This is a genomic window from Pseudomonas sp. YH-1, from assembly GCF_051990045.1.
Lineage (GTDB): Bacteria > Pseudomonadota > Gammaproteobacteria > Pseudomonadales > Pseudomonadaceae > Pseudomonas > Pseudomonas nicosulfuronedens.
The window spans coordinates 1,479,249-1,495,759 of sequence record NZ_CP178184.1; the positions used below are offsets into that span (position 1 = coordinate 1,479,249).

Annotated in this window: 19 protein-coding genes; 6 read left to right on the forward strand and 13 right to left on the reverse strand. The window is 65.0% G+C overall.

Annotation, left to right across the window (positions count from 1 at the left end):
• The first annotated feature begins 17 nt into the window (after window positions 1-17).
• The 3 genes from ACKI1H_RS06835 to ACKI1H_RS06845 all read left to right on the forward strand — a co-directional run bounded on the left by ACKI1H_RS06835 (window position 18) and on the right by ACKI1H_RS06845 (window position 3,147).
• A complete protein-coding gene (locus tag ACKI1H_RS06835; RefSeq protein WP_440467983.1) occupies window positions 18-824 on the forward strand; it encodes a thiazole synthase in 807 nt (268 codons plus the stop codon).
• 135 nt (window positions 825-959) lie between these two features.
• Window positions 960-1,631, forward strand: coding sequence for a tRNA (guanosine(46)-N7)-methyltransferase TrmB (trmB, locus tag ACKI1H_RS06840; RefSeq protein ID WP_440468831.1), 672 nt, complete (start codon window positions 960-962; stop codon window positions 1,629-1,631).
• A 169-nt stretch (window positions 1,632-1,800) separates the two neighbouring features.
• On the forward strand, window positions 1,801-3,147 hold the full coding sequence (locus tag ACKI1H_RS06845; RefSeq protein WP_138519708.1) for a DUF1329 domain-containing protein: 1,347 nt from the start codon (window positions 1,801-1,803) through the stop codon (window positions 3,145-3,147).
• 183 nt (window positions 3,148-3,330) lie between these two features.
• On the opposite strand, the gene ACKI1H_RS06850 is transcribed toward ACKI1H_RS06845, so the two are convergent.
• The 13 genes from ACKI1H_RS06850 to ACKI1H_RS06910 form a co-directional block, all read right to left on the reverse strand.
• Entirely contained in the window at window positions 3,331-3,585 is a 255-nt protein-coding gene (locus tag ACKI1H_RS06850; RefSeq protein WP_088415946.1) for a hypothetical protein, read from the reverse strand.
• 44 nt (window positions 3,586-3,629) lie between these two features.
• Complete coding sequence (locus ACKI1H_RS06855; protein WP_017520106.1) at window positions 3,630-3,953, reverse strand: DUF3392 domain-containing protein; 324 nt, start codon at window positions 3,951-3,953, stop codon at window positions 3,630-3,632.
• 84 nt (window positions 3,954-4,037) lie between these two features.
• Entirely contained in the window at window positions 4,038-5,192 is a 1,155-nt protein-coding gene (gene hemW / locus ACKI1H_RS06860; RefSeq protein ID WP_440467984.1) for a radical SAM family heme chaperone HemW, read from the reverse strand.
• Between the two features lie 27 nt (window positions 5,193-5,219).
• Window positions 5,220-5,720, reverse strand: a complete 501-nt coding sequence (locus ACKI1H_RS06865) for a DUF3916 domain-containing protein (protein WP_440467985.1) — start codon at window positions 5,718-5,720, stop codon at window positions 5,220-5,222.
• Between the two features lie 42 nt (window positions 5,721-5,762).
• Window positions 5,763-6,356: an RdgB/HAM1 family non-canonical purine NTP pyrophosphatase gene (rdgB, locus tag ACKI1H_RS06870; protein ID WP_138519705.1), complete on the reverse strand. Its 594-nt coding sequence runs from the start codon at window positions 6,354-6,356 to the stop codon at window positions 5,763-5,765.
• Window positions 6,353-6,775, reverse strand: a complete 423-nt coding sequence (locus ACKI1H_RS06875; RefSeq protein ID WP_138519704.1) for a DUF4426 domain-containing protein — start codon at window positions 6,773-6,775, stop codon at window positions 6,353-6,355. Before ACKI1H_RS06875 ends, rdgB begins: the two co-directional genes overlap by 4 nt.
• 34 nt (window positions 6,776-6,809) lie before the next feature.
• Window positions 6,810-7,430, reverse strand: a complete 621-nt coding sequence (gene metW / locus ACKI1H_RS06880; protein ID WP_138519703.1) for a methionine biosynthesis protein MetW — start codon at window positions 7,428-7,430, stop codon at window positions 6,810-6,812.
• 8 nt (window positions 7,431-7,438) lie between these two features.
• Window positions 7,439-8,578 (reverse strand): homoserine O-succinyltransferase MetX, encoded by a 1,140-nt coding sequence (gene metX, locus ACKI1H_RS06885; protein WP_138519702.1) that lies wholly within the window; start codon window positions 8,576-8,578, stop codon window positions 7,439-7,441.
• 98 nt (window positions 8,579-8,676) lie between these two features.
• Window positions 8,677-10,644, reverse strand: a complete 1,968-nt coding sequence (locus ACKI1H_RS06890; protein WP_440467986.1) for a dynamin family protein — start codon at window positions 10,642-10,644, stop codon at window positions 8,677-8,679.
• Window positions 10,645-10,762: 118 nt separating this feature from the next.
• Window positions 10,763-11,053: a DUF167 domain-containing protein gene (locus ACKI1H_RS06895; RefSeq protein WP_138213121.1), complete on the reverse strand. Its 291-nt coding sequence runs from the start codon at window positions 11,051-11,053 to the stop codon at window positions 10,763-10,765.
• A 6-nt stretch (window positions 11,054-11,059) separates the two neighbouring features.
• Window positions 11,060-11,653, reverse strand: a complete 594-nt coding sequence (locus ACKI1H_RS06900; RefSeq protein WP_138519699.1) for a YggT family protein — start codon at window positions 11,651-11,653, stop codon at window positions 11,060-11,062.
• A 265-nt stretch (window positions 11,654-11,918) separates the two neighbouring features.
• Window positions 11,919-12,752, reverse strand: coding sequence for a pyrroline-5-carboxylate reductase (gene proC / locus ACKI1H_RS06905; protein ID WP_138519698.1), 834 nt, complete (start codon window positions 12,750-12,752; stop codon window positions 11,919-11,921).
• 29 nt (window positions 12,753-12,781) lie between these two features.
• On the reverse strand, window positions 12,782-13,471 hold the full coding sequence (locus ACKI1H_RS06910) for a YggS family pyridoxal phosphate-dependent enzyme (protein WP_138519697.1): 690 nt from the start codon (window positions 13,469-13,471) through the stop codon (window positions 12,782-12,784).
• Between the two features lie 73 nt (window positions 13,472-13,544).
• Here ACKI1H_RS06910 and pilT point away from each other — a divergent pair, with 73 nt between their 5' ends.
• The 3 genes from pilT (at window position 13,545) to ACKI1H_RS06925 (ending at window position 16,325) form a co-directional block, all read left to right on the forward strand.
• Entirely contained in the window at window positions 13,545-14,579 is a 1,035-nt protein-coding gene (gene pilT, locus ACKI1H_RS06915; RefSeq protein ID WP_017520118.1) for a type IV pilus twitching motility protein PilT, read from the forward strand.
• 103 nt (window positions 14,580-14,682) lie between these two features.
• Entirely contained in the window at window positions 14,683-15,828 is a 1,146-nt protein-coding gene (gene pilU, locus ACKI1H_RS06920; RefSeq protein WP_138519696.1) for a type IV pilus ATPase PilU, read from the forward strand.
• 92 nt (window positions 15,829-15,920) lie between these two features.
• Window positions 15,921-16,325 carry an NINE protein gene (locus tag ACKI1H_RS06925; protein ID WP_138519695.1) on the forward strand — a complete coding sequence of 135 codons (405 nt, stop codon included), beginning with the start codon at window positions 15,921-15,923 and terminating at the stop codon, window positions 16,323-16,325.
• Window positions 16,326-16,511: the final 186 nt, after the last annotated feature.

A 16,511-nucleotide genomic window follows, 5' to 3' on the forward strand; every position in this document is an offset into this window, starting at 1 on the left:
TCGTCAGGAGTGATCCGATGAGCCAAGCTCCCTCCAATCTGCCGGTCGACAAGCCCTTCACCCTGGCTGGCCGTACCTACAACTCGCGCCTGCTGGTCGGCACCGGCAAGTACAAGGACCTCGAGGAGACCCGCGTCGCCATCGAGGCTTCCGGCGCCGAGATCGTCACCGTGGCCGTGCGCCGCACCAACATCGGCCAGAACCCGGGCGAGCCCAACCTGCTGGACGTGATCCCGCCGGATCGCTACACCATCCTGCCGAACACCGCCGGCTGCTACGACGCCGTCGAGGCCGTGCGTACCTGCCGCCTGGCCCGCGAGCTGCTCGATGGCCACAACCTGGTCAAGCTGGAAGTCCTGGCCGACCAGAAGACCCTCTTCCCCAATGTCGTGGAAACCCTCAAGGCCGCCGAAGTGCTGGTCAAGGACGGCTTCGACGTCATGGTGTACACCAGCGACGACCCGATCATCGCCCGCCAACTGGCCGAGATCGGCTGCATCGCGGTGATGCCGCTGGCCGGCCTGATCGGCTCGGGCCTGGGCATCTGCAACCCGTACAACCTGCGCATCATCCTCGAAGAAGCCAGCGTTCCTGTGCTGGTGGACGCTGGCGTGGGCACCGCCTCCGACGCCACCATCGCCATGGAGCTGGGCTGCGAGGCGGTGCTGATGAACACCGCCATCGCCCACGCGCAGAACCCGGTGATGATGGCCGAGGCCATGAAGCACGCCATCGTCGCGGGCCGCCTGGCTTACCTGGCCGGTCGCATGCCGCGCAAGCTTTACGCCAGCGCGTCGTCGCCGATGACGGGTCTGATCAACTAAGTATTTCCATCCCGACGCGCGGGCCGGTTTGCCTAAGGCAGCCGGCCCGCGTGTGCATTTATCCGCAAGGTCCGAGTCATGAGTGACATTCCCGAGAATCAGCCCGAGAACCAGCCCGACGCCGACAACCGGCCGATGCGCGCCATCAAGAGCTTCGTGATGCGTGCCGGTCGCATGACCGAGGGTCAGCAGCGTGGCCTCGACCAGGGCTGGCCGAAATTCGGCCTGGAACTGGCTGACGGCGCGCGGGACTTCGACCAGGTGTTCGGGCGCCAGGCGCCGCGCACCTTCGAGATCGGCTTCGGCATGGGCCATGCCACTCTGGAGATGGCCGCTGCCGCGCCGGAGCAGGACTTCATCGGCGTGGAGGTGCATCGCCCGGGTGTCGGCGCGTTGCTCAACGGCATGCTCACCCAGGACCTCACCAACATCCGCGTCTACAGCTGCGACGCCCTCGAAGTGCTGCGCGACTGCGTGGCCGACGCCAGCCTCGACCGCCTGCTGCTGTTCTTCCCGGACCCGTGGCACAAGTCGCGCCACCACAAGCGCCGCATCGTGCAGCCGGGCTGGGCCGAGCTGGTACGGCAGAAGCTCAAGGTCGGCGGCGTGCTGCACATGGCCACCGACTGGGAGCAATACGCCGAGCACATGCTCGAAGTGATGAATGCCGCACCCGGCTACCGCAACCTTTCGGCCGATAATACCTACGTGCCGCGCCCGCAAGAGCGCCCGGTCACCAAGTTCGAACGTCGCGGGGAGCGGCTCGGGCATGGCGTCTGGGACCTGAAGTTCGAGCGCGTCGACTGAGGTATCGGAGAAGGCCTGCACAGCAGGCCTTTTTCACGCACCAACACCCTACAGACCGGGACCACCCGGCAGGCCGCCAAGGCCACCCTCACCTCCTGAATAAAAAGCGGCATCCGCCGCGGACGAAAATAAGAGTGATGGACAGGAGTCCGTCGCAAAGGAGTCTGCTGTGTTGAAGAAACTTGCTGTACTGCTGATGGCGGGGGCGTGGGCCCTGCCGGCGCAGGCGAAAGTCGATGCCACCGAGGCCGCTCGACTGGGCCGCGACCTGACGCCGATGGGGGCGGAAATGGCCGGCAACGCCAGTGGCACCATTCCCGCGTGGACGGGAGGCATCACCAGCGCCCCGGCGGGCTACCAGCCCGGCACCCACCACCTCGATCCGTACGCCGCCGATGCCGTTCAGTACAAGATCGACAGCAAGAACCTGGCGCAGTACCAGGCGCTGCTCACCCCCGGCACCCAGGCGCTGCTACAGGAAAACCCGGACTACTACCTGCGCGTCTTCCCCAGCCGCCGCAGCGCGTCCTTGCCCCAGCGCATCTATGACGCCACTCGCTTCAACGCCGAGAATGCCGAGCTGATCGCCGACGGCAACGGCGTACAGGGCGCCGCCGCCGGCGTGCCGTTCCCGATGCCGAAGACCGGCCTGGAAGCCATCTGGAACCACATCATGCGTTACCGTGGCGAGCAGATTCACATGGTGACCAACCAGGCCGCCGTGCTCGCCAGCGGCAGTTACAACCTGCTCAAGCTCGACCGCTACGTGTACTTCAACTACGGTCGCGAGGGCATGACCCCTCAGGACCTGAACAACACGCTGTTCTACTACAAGTACAACATCGTCGCCCCGGCCAAGCTCGCCGGCTCTGCGCTGGTGGTGCAGGAGACCATCGACCAGGTGCTGTCGATCCGCAAGGCCTGGCGTTTCAACAGCGGCGAGCGCCGCGTGCGTCGCTTGCCGAGCCTGGCCTATGACACCCTGCAGCCTGATACCAACGGTCTGGCCACCGCCGACACCGTGGACGTCTACAACGGTGCGCCGGACCACTACGAGTGGCAACTGCTGGGCAAGCGCGAAATGCTCGTGCCGTATAACAGCTACGCGGTGCACCAGAAGGGTATTCCCTACGCCGACATCCTCAGGACCAAGACCCTCAACCCCGAGCTGCTGCGCTACGAGCCGCACCGCGTCTGGGTGGTCGAGGCGACCCTGCGCAAGGGCATGGGCCATCCGTTCGCCAAGCGCCGCTTCTACCTGGATGAGGACAGCTGGCAGATCCTCGCCTCGGACATCTACAACGCCGACGGCAAGCTGATCCGCGCCCAGGAAGTGCATCCGATCAACTACTACGACGTACCCATGGTGCTCAGCACCCTGGAAGCGCTGTACGACTTCGAAGGCAAGCGCTACTTCGTCGACGGCCTGGACAACAACGAGCCGATGTACGACTTCAAGGTCCCGCTGGGGCCGCGCGACTTCACCCCGCAGGCGTTGCGCCGCGAGGGAAACTGAGTCCAGCAGAGGCCGCCGTGAGGCGGCCTTCGTTTATCTGCGCGATCTGTGTGGCGGAGCCTGTAGGAGCGAGCTTGCTCGCGAACGTGCCGTCCGGCAGTGCCGGTGCTGGGCCGGCTCGCGAGCAAGCTCGCTCCTACAAAAAAATTGTGCCCTCGGCGATGTTCCGTTCCAGGCGCCGTGTTACTCGATCAACTCCGCGCCCAGCACCGTGGTTTCCGGCATGCGCATCGGCGCCGGGCTGATCTGCAGGTACTTGATGCTGGAGCGCGGAATGATCAGCAGGTCGCCGTCTACCTCGATGCTGATGACTGGCGACTCCATCTGCTTGCGGATGCCGCGGGCTACTTCGGCGGGGTCGTCGCTCTGTTGCGGGAAGCGCAGCGCCAGGCGCTGGCCATCGGAGAAATGCAGGTAGAGATGCTTGATCGGCTTCATGTGTCCTCCGGCGGGTGGGTGGCCAACCGCCGGAGGCCCGCAGGTCAGCTGCGGTCGGCGATCATGCCAATCACGAAGAACACTAGCAGCAGGACGGGTGCCAGGGTGTAGTTGTTGAAGTAACCCAGGCCCTTGGCCAGCCACGGGGTGACGAAGACCATCGCCAGGCCGTAGCCCACGGCGCAGATCAGCACGAACAACAAGGTGCGGAAGACGAAGTTCAGGCTACCGATGCGCTGCTGCACCCAGGCGTTGATCGCCGGGCCGAACAGCACCAGCACCGTTGCCATGATCGCCAGGGCGATGTCGGACAGGTGGCCACGGCACCAGCGGGAGACGTTGGCAATCAGGTCGAGCGCGAAGTCCATTGGGGCTCCTTGGGATTCAGAGTCGCCGGGGAGTGTACACGCCGGGCGAGGATGCCGTCGCCCGGTGCTGATCGCGTCAGGGGCTCAGGGCAGGAAGCGCTGCAGTAGGTCGTTGAGGAACAGCTGTCCGCGCTCGGTGGGGGCCAGTCGTTGCGGGTCCTCAACCAACAGGCCGTCCTTGCGCGCCTGGCGGCAGGCTTCTTCGATGGCCGACAGCGGCAGGCCGGTACGCTCGGTGAAGGTCGCTGCCGGCACGCCTTCGGTGAGGCGCAGGGCGTTCATCATGAACTCGAAGGGCAGGTCGTCCGCTTCAAGGTCGCGCTCGCCGGCCTGGAAGGGTTTTTTCGGGTTCAGGTAGTCCTTCGGCAAGCGAGTCTTCCAAGTGCGCAGGATGCGGCCTTGCGGGGTGCTCAGCTTGGCGTGGGCGCCGGCGCCGATGCCGAGGAAGTCGCCGAAGGTCCAATAGTTCAGGTTGTGCCGTGCGCGCTTGCCGTCACGGGCATAGGCCGAGGTTTCATACTGGTCGTAGCCCGCCTCGGCGAGCAGCGCCTGGCCGGCTTCCTGGATTTCCCACAGCTGGTCGTCCTCGGGCAGTTCCGGCGGCTGGCTCCAGAACACCGTGTTCGGCTCCATGGTCAGCTGGTACCAGGACAGGTGCGTCGGCGCGAGAGCTATAGCCTGGCGCAGATCGCTCAGCGCATCGGCGACGCTCTGTTCGGGCAGGCCGTGCATCAGGTCCAGGTTGAAATTGTCGAAACCGGCGCGGCGGGCCATTTCGGCGGCGCGTACGGCTTCGTCGCCGTCATGGATGCGTCCCAGCGCCTTGAGCTTCTCGGCCTGGAAGCTCTGGATGCCGATGGACAGCCGGTTGATGCCCAGCTTTCGGTAGTCGGCGAACTTCGCCTGCTCGAAGGTTCCCGGGTTGGCTTCGAGGGTGATCTCGATGTCGCTCTCGAATCCGACCTGCCGCTCCAGGCCTTCCAGGATGCGGCCCAGAGCGTTGGCTGAGAACAGGCTGGGCGTGCCGCCGCCGAAGAAGATCGAGGTCAGCTTACGGTCGTGCACGTAGTCGCGATCTGCTGCCAGGTCCGCCAGCAGCGCCTCGACATAGGCGTCCTCGGGCAGCTCCGGGCCGGCAGCGTGGGAGTTGAAGTCGCAATAGGGGCATTTGCGCACGCACCAGGGGATATGTACGTACGCGGACAGCGGGGGAAGCTGGAAAGCTGAGTTGTTGGGCACAGTGGCAGGCTTGAATCGTTGGGGGGACTATCGTGGCATGACTTCGCCAAAGTACCAGCGTTGGCAGACAAAGCGTCCACTGGGTTGGTCGGGGTCGGTGCAATCAATATGGACGCCGAGTTCCGAACTGCCGGGGGCCAGTTGCAGCTGCCAGTCTTCGGCGAGGCTGGAGTTCAGGTGGCTGCTAGTGCCGCATGGACTCTCCGCTTCTTGTGTATGGCTGTCGAAGTAACTTTCGTCCTTGAAGATGCAGATCTCGCTGGTGAAGAAGTCCGGAAGGCAGATAACAGCAGTTACCCGCCAGTTCTTGGCGGCCCCGGTTTTGTTCTGCATCAGGTGCTGACAGGCATCGATCAGGGATTGTGCACACTGCGCCTGGATCTCCGGCGTCGTGTAGCGCCCCATGACGAGATTGGCCTGGACCGGAATCTTCCAGTTCCAATAGCGCTCAGTGGGCGGCAGGTCGGTTGGGAAGTAACCCTGAAAGCTATCGGCCCACTGTTGAAGTGCGCGCAAGCGGCGCTTCACCCCGCGAAGTTTCTTTTCGCTGAAGAGGAAGCGCCGTCCCAATCAGAGACCCAGCCGCTGCTTCAGCAGGGCCATCGCGCGGGCGCGGTGGCTGATCTGGTTCTTGCGTTCGGGTGGCAGCTCGGCGCTGGAGCACTCGGCTTCTGGTACCCAGAACAGCGGGTCGTAGCCGAAGCCGTGTTCGCCGCGGGCTTCACGCAGGATGCTGCCGTGCCAGAGGCCTTCGCAGAGGATCGGCAGCGGGTCGTCGGCGTGGCGGACCAGGGCCAGAACGCTGACGAACTGGGCGCCGCGCTGCTCGTCCGGCACGTCCTTAAGGGCGTCCAGTAGCTTGGCGTTGTTCGCCGCGTCGCCCTTGCCGTCGGCGTAGCGCGCGGAATAGATGCCCGGCGCGCCGCCGAGGAAGTCTACCGCCAGGCCGGAATCGTCGGCCAGCGCCGGCAGGCCGGAGATGCGCGCGGCGTTACGGGCCTTGAGGATGGCGTTCTCGACGAAGGACAGCCCGGTCTCTTCCGGCTCCACGTCACTGAACTCGCCGATGGAGCGCACCTTCACGTGGGCTCCGAGCATGGCCTGGAGTTCCTTGAGCTTGCCGGCGTTGTGACTGGCCAGCACCAGTTGTTCGAGCTTGATCATTCGTCGGGGAAGATTTCCTGCATGAAGTCGAAGCTTTGCGGGGCTTCGCCTCCGGACTGGACCTGGATGGAGAAGGTCAGGGTTTCGCGGCCTTCGATGGGGAATTGCGCCAGGTTGTAGACGGCGCCTTCCTCGACCACGCGCTTGAAGGTCAGGGGAATGGTCTGGCCCATCAGGTTCTTGGCGGAGCCGGCGACGGTGGCGTTGGCCGGCTTGCCGCTGGCGTCCAGCGGCACGATGTTGACCACGCCCTGGGCCTTGCTGCGCACCACGCCCACTGCTTGCGCGACATTGGGCTGGAGGAAGCTGGAGTTGAACACGCTGTAGTGCACCTGCAGGTCACCCAGGCGCTTCACCTGTTCGGCGAAGGCGGGCAGGGCGAGGACCAGGCAGGCGAGGAAGGTAAGCAGGCGGCGCATGATGTTTCTCCCGGGCTCTATCAGATAGCCGCGATCAGACGGCGATGCGGTGGTCTTGCACGCCAGCGCCGCTGATTCGGTAGATGCCGATCTCACCCAACAGATTAGGCCAGATTCTCGAGGCCCAGCCATGCTGGTGCTCGTGGTCTACCGCCAGACGGTCCAGCACCTTCGCGTGCTGCTCGTGGCAGAGCGCCTCGAAGTCGCGGAAGGTGCAGAAGTGGATGTTCGGCGTGTTGTACCAAGTGTACGGAAGGAACTCCGACACCGGCATGCGGCCATTGCGCGCGAGGTACCAGCGGCAGCGCCAGTGACCGAAATTGGGGAAGGTGATGATGCAGGTCTTGCCCACACGCAGCATCTCCGCCAGCACCTTGTCCGGGTAGCGCAGGGCCTGCAGCGACTGGGTCATCACCACGACGTCGAAACTGTCGCTGGCGAAATTGCCCAGGCCCTTGTCCAGGTCCTGTTCGATGACGTTCACGCCACGTTCGATGCATTTGGCGATCTTGTCCGAATCGATCTCCAGGCCATAGCCGCCGACCCGCTTGTGGTCGCGCAGCCAGGCGAGCAGCTCGCCGTCGCCGCAGCCCAGGTCGAGCACGCGGCTGCCGGCGGGGATCCAGTCTTGGATGATTTCCAGGTCGGCGCGCATGGTGGTCCTTATACGCTGATGCGGTTCATGTAACCGCTGAAGGCTTGCAGGTAGCGCGGAATCGGCATCAGGAAGGCGTCGTGGCCCTGCGGTGCATCGATTTCCAGGTAGCTGACGTTCTTCTTCGCCGCCAGCAGCGCGTCGACGATCTCCCGCGAACGCGCCGGAGAGAAACGCCAATCGGTGGTGAAGGACATCAGGCAGAAGTCCGCCTTCACCCCCGCGAGGGTACGCGCCAGGTCGTCCCCGTGGGCGGCGGCCGGGTCGAAGTAGTCCAGTGCCTTGGTCATCAGCAGGTAGGTGTTGGCATCGAAGCGGGTGGAGAACTCCTCGCCCTGGTAGCGCAAGTAGCTTTCCACCTGGAACTCGACGCTGTGCAGGTCGTAGTTGAGCTTCTCCGACTTCATGTCGCGGCCGAACTTGGCGCCCATGGCGTCATCGGAGAGGTAGGTGATGTGCCCGACCATGCGCGCCAGGCGAAGGCCGCGCCGGGGAATCACATCGTGCTCCTGGAAGTGGCCGCCGAAGAACTCCGGGTCCGAGAGGATCGCCTGGCGCGCGACTTCGTTGAAGGCGATGTTCTGCGCCGACAGCTTGGGTGCGCTGGCGATGCACAGGCAATGGCGCACGCGCTCGGGGTAGCTGATGGTCCACTGCAGCGCCTGCATGCCGCCCAGGCTGCCGCCGACGATGGCGGCCCAGCTCTGGATGCCGAGGCGGTCGGCAAGGCGCGCCTGGCTGTTGACCCAGTCTTCCACGGTGACGACCGGGAAGTCCGCACCATAGGTCTTGCCGGTGGCGGGGTTGAGGCTGGTCGGTCCGGTGGAGCCGTTGCAACCGCCCAGGTTGTTCAGCGCCACGACGAAGAACTTGCGGGTATCGATGGGCTTGCCCGGGCCGATGCAGCTATCCCACCAGCCGGGCTTGCGCTCGTCTTCGCTGTGGTAGCCGGCAGCGTGGTGGTGGCCGGAGAGTGCATGGCAGATCAGCACGGCGTTGCTCGCCGTGGCGTTCAGCTCGCCGTAGGTCTCGATCACCAGCTGGTATTCGGGCAGGGTCTTGCCGCAGGCCAGGGGCAGCGGTTCGTTGAACTGCAGCGTCTGGGGGGTGACCAGACCGACGGAATCTTCGGGGAAGACTGTTGGCATCGACCCAGCTCATGAATAAAAAAGGACGGCCAGTCTAAAGAGCGCCGCCCCCTGCGGCAAGCGCACTCGGAAGGGGCAGGGCGGGCGTGGCGCGGCTTTCAGGCGCGCTGGGAGGTGGGCAGGGTGACGACCTTGGCCTGGCGCTGCAGCGGTGCCGGGCGACGCAGCTGGCGGAGGATGTCGGTGGCCTCGGTGAGCTGCTGTTCCAGTTCCTCGGTATAGCGCCCCAGCAGCAGCGAGCGCTGCCGTGCCTGCTGGGTTTCCTGGGCGAGGGCCTTCAGGCGCAGCATGTGGGTTTCCAGCATCTGCTTGTGCTCCAGGCTGTACTGCATCAGCGGCATCAGGGCGTCGGCCGCCCATTGCTCGGCTTCCTCGCGCAGACGCTGGTGCAGGCCGATGACTTCCTGGGCGACGGTGGCGAAGAAGCGCCGGGTCAGCAGGCGTTGCTCGGTGAGCAGGGTCTTGAGATGCAGGCGGAAGCGGTCGGCCTTCTCCTGCAGCTTGGCGAGATCGCGCAGGTAGCGCTGGACGCGGAACTGCGGAGCATCCAGGGCGTTGAGCGGGTTCTCTTCGTTGTGCCGCTGGTAAATGGCCGCGACCATGCGGTTGGCGGTTTCCGCTTCATGTTCCATGGCGACCAGGTCGCCTTCCACGGTGCGGAAGAACTGCAGGATGGCCTGGTTGATGCCGACCGTGGTCCAACTGCCGCGCAGCTTTTCGTGGACGCGCTTGAGGTGCTGTTCCAGGCGTTCGGCGCGCACCGCTTCGCGCAGCTGCTCGCCCTGGTGGCGCAACAGGCGCTGGTTGGTCTTCAGGCTGAGCAGGCGCTTGTGGTGCAGGTTGTGATCGTCCTTGGTCCGCGCGGTCAGCTCGAACAGCAGCTGGCCGCTGTCCTGCTGTTGGTCGTTGAGCAGCGCCTGCTGCTCCTTCACTTTGTCCAGGCGTACGCGCAGGCTGTGCTGGCTGTTGTTGACCAGCGCAAGCACTTGGCCGACCACGGCACTCTCCAGCAGGCGCTCCTTCTGCGCGACGATGCGTTCGCAAAGCAGCTCTTCCAGGGATTCCATCTGACTGCGTGCGAGCAGTTCGCGGTCGCCGCGCACCTTGGCCAGCAGCGCCTGCTTGGCCGACAGCGGCAGCACGTCTTCGCGGGCGATGCCCAGCTGGCGAGCGGTGGTGTCCTGGATGTGGCGGATGGCGTTCTGCACGAAGGCATCGCCAGCCAGGTCGTCCCAGAGCACGTCGATCTTGTTCAGCACCGCATAAAGGCTGGTGTGGCCGTCCTCGCCGAGCTGGCGCACGTGGTCCTGCCAGATCGCCATGTCGGAAGCGGTGACGCCGGTATCGGCGGCCAGCAGGAAGAGGATCGACTGCGCGCTGGGCAGCATCGACAAGGTCAGCTCCGGCTCGCTGCCCAAGGCGTTCAGGCCGGGGGTGTCGAGGATGCGCAGGCCCTGGCGCAGCAGCGGGTGGTCGAAGTTGACCAGCGCGTGGCGCCACGCCGGCACCAGGACGATGCCGGGCTTGTCGGTGGCTTCGAGCATGTCCGGGTGGAAGCCCAGCTGGATCGCCTGTTCCACCGGTAGCGGCTTGGTCTTGGCGACCTGGGCGAAGGCTTCGGCCATGTTCGCCGGGTCCGAGGTATCCAGCGGGATGTTCACCCAGTGCCGGGGGATGCGCTTGAACTGCGCCACGCTGGCATCGGCGACGCGGGTCTCGATGGGTAGCAGGCGGATATAGGGGCGCTCCGAACGCGGGTCGAAGAACAGTTCGGTGGGGCACATGGTGGTGCGCCCGGCCTGGGAGGGCAGCATGCGCCGGCCAAACCCTGCGAAGAACAGGCTGTTGATCAGCTCGGTCTTGCCTCGCGAGTACTCGCCGACGAAGGCCAGGGTGATGTGATCGACGCGCAGCAGGCGCAGGGTGCGTTCGAGCCGGTTTTCGATTTCCGGGGTATTCAGCCGGGCGCGCTCCAGCCAGCTGCGATAGCGGGTGATCTCGCGGACCAGCTCGCGCTTCCAGGTGACGTAGGCATCGATCTGCTGACTGAGACGTTCCATGCTCATCCGGGCGTTCCTTGGGCTGGCGCGTCCTGCGCGGGGAATGGATGGCGTGGATTATGCGACGGAGTGTAGGAATAGCAATTGGCCTACAGCACATTCCTACACGTAAGGTCGGCCAAGGCTACCGAGCGGCTATCCCGAGTTCTGCCGGAAGTTTCGTCGGGCGGGGAATGCGTACGCGCTTCTGGCGGTTGAGTTCACCGCTTTCCAGCTTCACCGCGCTTTTCGGTACGCCGAAGGCCTTGCCTAGGAAGGCCAGCAGGTGGGCGTTGGCCTTGCCCTCGACCGGCGGCGCGGTGAGACGGATCTTCAGGCGCTCACCGTGCAGCCCGGCGAACTCGTCGCGGCTCGCCTTGGGCTGCAGGTGGCAGTCGAGGATCAGGTCCTCGCCGTCCCAGTGATAGAACGGCATGCCGGATTACATGAAGGGGCTGAGAATCTGCGGCATCCCGGTCATGGCGGCCAGGTTGCCGATCACCAGCATGTCGATCAGCTTCAGCGCGATGAACGCGAAGATCGGCGAGATATCCAGCCCGCCCAGGTTCGGCAGCAGCTTGCGGAAGGGCGCCAGGAACGGTTCGCAGATCTGGTTCACCAGCTGGGCGCCGGGGTTGTGGCTGCCCGGGGCGACCCAGGAGAGGATCACGCTGATGATCAGGGCGAAGAAGAACACCTTCAGGAACAGCGAGGTGACCGCAATGATCGACCACACCAGCAGTTGCAGGATATAGCCGCCCACGCCATAGCCCATCAGGGTCAGCGTGACGACCATCAGCACCAGCTGGACCAGGATCGCCAGCACCAGCGAGGCGAAGTCGATGCCGCCGAAACCGGGGATGACCTTGCGCAGCGGGTTCAGCAGCGGCTTGGTGGCGCGCACGATGAACTGGCTGAGCGGGTTGTAGAAGTCGGCGCGGACCAGTTGCAGGATGAAGCGCAGCAGCACGATCAGCAGGTACAGGCTGCCAAGTGTCTGGATCACATAGATGGCGGCTGTGGAAAGTCCGGTCATTGGGCGGTCCTTGGTAAACGTTGGGCGCCGGCGCGCAGGGCCGGGCGGATCGGGCGGTCGGTCAACGACGGCGCTGTAACGCCATACTGTAGGGAATTCATCGTCGCCGGTCGCGTGTAAGTGTGTTTCGTCACGTGCAAATTCAACCCCGGCAGGCCATCAGCGTGGCGCCGACGGGCCGGGGCCGCGACCAGGTTGCGCGGCAGGGCGAAGCTGAGGGGCAGTGCGACCTTCCCTGGTCGCCGGGCGGCGTGCGTCATCGCAATCAGCGGCCCAGTTGCTCGGCCAGCTCGGCGGAGCGGTGGTCGGCAGCGCCCACGGCTTTCTCCACCAGTGCCTCGAAGCCATTGGCCTGGAAGGTGGTGATGGCCGCTTCGGTAGTGCCCTTGGGTGAGGTCACGCGGCGGCGCAGTTCGGCCGGGTCGACATCGCTGGTGGTCGCCATCTGCGCGGCGCCCAGGGCAGTCTGGCGGGCCAGTTGGCCGGCGACTTCGCGGGACAGGCCGAGTTTCTCGCCAGCGGCGGTCATGGCTTCCATCAGCAGGAAGAAGTAGGCCGGACCGCTGCCGGAGACGGCGGTGACCGCGTCGATCTGCCGCTCCTCGTCCAGCCACAGGGCGATGCCCACGGCGCTCAGCAGTTGCTGCGCCTGCTCGCGCTGGGCAGCGCTGACGCTGGCGTTGGGGTACAGGCCGCTAGCGCCCAGGCCGACCAGCGCCGGGGTGTTGGGCATGCAGCGGACGATGGCACGCGGCTGGCCGTTCACCTCGCCCAGCCAGCGCTCGAGGCTGGCGCAGGGGATGCCGGCGGCGATGGAGACGATCAGCGCGTTGTCGGTCAGCGCTGGCGCCAGCGCCAGGCAGACGTCCTTCATGACCTGCGGCTTGACCGCCAGGACCACCACGTCGGCACCTGCCACGGCGCTGGCGTTGTCGCCGACCACTTCGATGCCGTGCTCGGCGGCAATCTTCGCGCGCTGTTCGGCGCCCGGATCGCTGGCGCGGATATTGCCGGCCGGCACGCCCTTGGCACGCAGGCCGCCGATGAGACTGGCGGCCATGTTGCCGGCGCCGATGAAGGCAATGCGGGTGCTGCTCATGGAGTCTCTTCCTTTATTCATTCAGTGCGTCAGTGCGAGGCGCCGTAGTCGCGGGCGCCGAACAGGGCGGTACCGATCCGCACCCAGGTGGCGCCCTCGCCGATGGCGGCTTCAAGGTCGTGGCTCATGCCCATGGACAGGGTGTCCAGGCCGAGGTTCAGGGCTTGCATCAGCTCGCGCAGGCGGGCAAAGGCGGCGTGCTGCGCGGCAATGTCCTCGGTGGGTTCGGGGATCGCCATCAGGCCGCGCAGTTTCAGGTGGGGCAGTTGCGCCACCGCCTGGGCGAGGGCGGGCAGCTCCGCAGGGGCGCAACCGGACTTGCTGTCCTCGCCGCTGACGTTCACCTGCAGCAGCACGTTCAGCGGCGGCAGGTTCGCCGGGCGCTGCTCGGAGAGGCGCTGGGCGACTTTCAGGCGGTCCACCGAGTGCACCCAGTCGAAGTGCTCGGCGATGGGCCGGGTCTTGTTCGACTGGATGGGGCCGATGAAGTGCCAGGTCAGCGGCAGGTCGGCCAGCTCGGCCTGCTTGAGCAGCGCTTCCTGCAGGTAGTTCTCGCCAAAATCGGCCAGGCCTTCGGCATACGCTTCGCGGATGGCGGCGGCGGGTTTGGTCTTGCTCACGGCAAGCAACTGCACCGAGCCAGGCGTGCGATTTTTCGCTTGTTCCGCCTCACGGATTCGTACGCGAACCTTTGCAATATTCTCTGCTATCGTGGACATTACCGTCGCTTTTCCGCCCGGCTGCTGCGTGTTCTGCGGCATTCTACCTGCTTGCTCTTGATTGGGGAGTCCCATGGATATTACCGAGCTGCTCGCCTTCAGCGCCAAGCAGGGCGCTTCGGACCTGCACCTCTCGGCCGGCCTGCCGCCGATGATCCGCGTCGACGGCGATGTCCGCCGCATCAACCTGCCGCCGCTCGAGCACAAGCAGGTTCACGCGCTGATCTACGACATCATGAACGACAAGCAGCGCAAGGATTACGAAGAGTTCCTGGAGACCGACTTCTCCTTCGAAGTGCCGGGCGTAGCCCGCTTCCGGGTCAACGCCTTCAACCAGAACCGCGGCGCCGGCGCCGTGTTCCGGACCATTCCCTCCAAGGTCCTGACCATGGAAGACCTGGGGATGGGCGAAGTCTTCAAGCGCGTCTCCGACGTGCCGCGCGGCCTGGTACTGGTGACCGGCCCGACCGGTTCGGGCAAGTCCACCTCGCTGGCAGCGATGCTCGACTACCTGAACAACACCAAGTACAGCCACATCCTCACCGTCGAAGATCCGATCGAATTCGTCCACGAGTCGAAGAAGTGTCTGGTCAACCAGCGCGAAGTGCACCGCGACACCCTGGGCTTCAACGAGGCCCTGCGTTCGGCACTGCGTGAAGACCCGGACATCATCCTGGTGGGTGAGATGCGTGACCTGGAGACCATCCGCCTGGCGCTGACCGCCGCGGAAACCGGCCACCTGGTATTCGGCACCCTGCACACCACCTCCGCGGCCAAGACCATCGACCGTATCGTCGACGTGTTCCCGGCCGAGGAAAAATCCATGGTCCGCTCCATGCTCTCCGAATCCCTGCAGGCGGTGATTTCCCAGACCCTGCTGAAGAAGATCGGCGGCGGCCGTGTCGCGGCCCACGAGATCATGATCGGCACCCCGGCGATCCGTAACCTGATCCGCGAGGACAAGGTCGCGCAGATGTACTCCGCCATCCAGACCGGCGGCGCGATCGGCATGCAGACCCTCGACATGTGCCTCAAGGGGCTGGTCGCCAAAGGCCTGGTGACCCGTGACGCGGCGAAAGAAAAAGCCAAGATCCCGGAAAACTTCTAACCCCACCGGGCCCCCGCGGCCCGGCGCACGGAGCGCGCCACACGCACCCGCTTCGTGATCCGACAGCCCTGTCGTAGTCAGCGTGAACTCGGCGAGAAAGATCATGGAATTCGAGAAGCTGTTGCGCCTGATGGTGGAAAAGGGAGCGTCCGACCTGTTCATCACGGCGGGTGTGCCGCCTTCGATGAAGGTCAACGGCAAGGTGCTGCCGGTCACCAAGACCGCGCTGTCGCCGGAACAGACCCGCGAGACCGTGCTGTCGGTGATGAACGAGCAGCAGCGCCGCGACTTCGCCGAGAACCACGAGTGCAACTTCGCCATCAGCGCCCGCGGCGTGGGGCGCTTCCGTGTCAGCGCCTTTTACCAGCGCAACCTGGTGGGCATGGTGCTGCGCCGCATCGAGACCAACATCCCGACCATCGATGACCTGAAGCTGCCGGAAATCCTCAAGAAGCTGGCGATGACCAAGCGCGGCCTGGTGATCTTCGTCGGTGCCACCGGTACCGGTAAGTCCACCTCGCTGGCGGCGATGATCGGCTACCGCAACAAGAACTCCACCGGCCACATCATCTCCATCGAAGACCCCATCGAATACATCCACCAGCACCAGGGCTGCATCGTCACCCAGCGTGAGGTGGGTCTGGATACCGATACCTTCGAGGTGGCCCTGAAGAACACCCTGCGCCAGGCGCCGGACGTGATCATGATCGGCGAAGTGCGTTCGCGCGAGACCATGGACCACGCCGTGGCCTTCGCCGAAACCGGCCACCTGTGCCTGGCGACCCTGCACGCCAACAACGCCAACCAGGCGCTGGAGCGGATCATCCACTTCTTCCCGGCCGACCGTCATGGCCAGGTGTGGATGGACCTCTCGCTGAACCTCAAGGCCATCGTTGCCCAGCAACTGGTGCCGACCCCGGACGGCAAGGGCCGCCGCGCGGTGATCGAGGTACTGCTGAACACCCCGCTGGCCGCCGACCTGATCCGCAAGGGCGAGGTCCACGAGCTCAAGCCATTGATGAAACGCTCCACCGAGCAGGGCATGCAGACCTTCGACCAGGCGCTGTACCAGCTCTACACCCAGGGCGAGATCACCTACGAAGATGCACTGGCCTACGCCGACTCGGCGAACGACCTGCGCCTGATGATCAAGCTGGGCTCGGAGACCGACGCCGACCACCTGACCACCATGACCCAGGGGCTGACCCTGGAAATGAGCGAGGACGATCCCAGCCGCCGTTTCCGCTGATTCCGCTTTCCAAGCCGATAGCGCCTGAGAAGCCCGCCCCGTGCGGGCTTTTCGTTTATGCTGATGAACTTGTCACGCAACAGGAGAAAGGCATGTCCGCCAACCCTGATACCCACAGCAAGGTCATCGGCTACCTGCTGTGGATCTTCGGCTTCACCGGCTCGCACCGTTTCTACTACGGCCGTCCGATCACCGGCACCATCTGGTTCTTCACCCTGGGCCTGTTCTTCATCGGCTGGATCATCGACCTGTTCCTGATCCCTTCCATGGATGACGCGGCGGACCAGCGCTACCGCGCCGGCGGTGTCGACTACAACGTCGCCTGGATCCTGCTGACCTTCCTGGGCGTGTTCGGCGTGCACCGCATGTACATGGGCAAGTGGATCACCGGGATCATCTACCTGTTCACCGGCGGCCTGTTCCTGGTCGGCGTGCTGTACGACTTCTGGACGCTGAACAGCCAGATATCCGAGCGCAACGGGCCGCAGCGCATCTGAACCCGCACCGATCCATCTTTATGTAGGAGCGAGCTTGCTCGCGAACCGCATGGCACGAGGTTCGTTCGCGAGCAAGCTCGCTCCTACGAAAAGCTGCACCGCTCTCTTTCGTCGCGCCGCCTGGCGCGACCTGTGCCTCCCGCCTAAGGTCAGGAGGACAGTAGCAGGCGCTGTCGGGCGATCCCC

Bases quoted from the DNA above. Each gene is read 5' to 3' on its own strand.
- ACKI1H_RS06890 (WP_440467986.1), bottom strand. From the start codon at position 10,644: ATGAGCATGGAACGTCTCAGTCAGCAGATCGATGCCTACGTCACCTGG.
- ACKI1H_RS06910 (WP_138519697.1), bottom strand. From the start codon at position 13,471: ATGTCCACGATAGCAGAGAATATTGCAAAGGTTCGCGTACGAATCCGT.
- ACKI1H_RS06900 (WP_138519699.1), bottom strand. From the start codon at position 11,653: ATGACCGGACTTTCCACAGCCGCCATCTATGTGATCCAGACACTTGGC.
- proC (WP_138519698.1), bottom strand. From the start codon at position 12,752: ATGAGCAGCACCCGCATTGCCTTCATCGGCGCCGGCAACATGGCCGCC.
- pilU (WP_138519696.1), top strand. From the start codon at position 14,683: ATGGAATTCGAGAAGCTGTTGCGCCTGATGGTGGAAAAGGGAGCGTCC.
- ACKI1H_RS06855 (WP_017520106.1), bottom strand. From the start codon at position 3,953: ATGGACTTCGCGCTCGACCTGATTGCCAACGTCTCCCGCTGGTGCCGT.
- ACKI1H_RS06925 (WP_138519695.1), top strand. From the start codon at position 15,921: ATGTCCGCCAACCCTGATACCCACAGCAAGGTCATCGGCTACCTGCTG.
- ACKI1H_RS06875 (WP_138519704.1), bottom strand. From the start codon at position 6,775: ATGCGCCGCCTGCTTACCTTCCTCGCCTGCCTGGTCCTCGCCCTGCCC.
- pilT (WP_017520118.1), top strand. From the start codon at position 13,545: ATGGATATTACCGAGCTGCTCGCCTTCAGCGCCAAGCAGGGCGCTTCG.
- ACKI1H_RS06895 (WP_138213121.1), bottom strand. From the start codon at position 11,053: ATGCCGTTCTATCACTGGGACGGCGAGGACCTGATCCTCGACTGCCAC.
- metW (WP_138519703.1), bottom strand. From the start codon at position 7,430: ATGCGCGCCGACCTGGAAATCATCCAAGACTGGATCCCCGCCGGCAGC.
- ACKI1H_RS06850 (WP_088415946.1), bottom strand. From the start codon at position 3,585: ATGAAGCCGATCAAGCATCTCTACCTGCATTTCTCCGATGGCCAGCGC.
- rdgB (WP_138519705.1), bottom strand. From the start codon at position 6,356: ATGATCAAGCTCGAACAACTGGTGCTGGCCAGTCACAACGCCGGCAAG.
- metX (WP_138519702.1), bottom strand. From the start codon at position 8,578: ATGCCAACAGTCTTCCCCGAAGATTCCGTCGGTCTGGTCACCCCCCAG.
- trmB (WP_440468831.1), top strand. From the start codon at position 960: ATGCGCGCCATCAAGAGCTTCGTGATGCGTGCCGGTCGCATGACCGAG.
- ACKI1H_RS06835 (WP_440467983.1), top strand. From the start codon at position 18: ATGAGCCAAGCTCCCTCCAATCTGCCGGTCGACAAGCCCTTCACCCTG.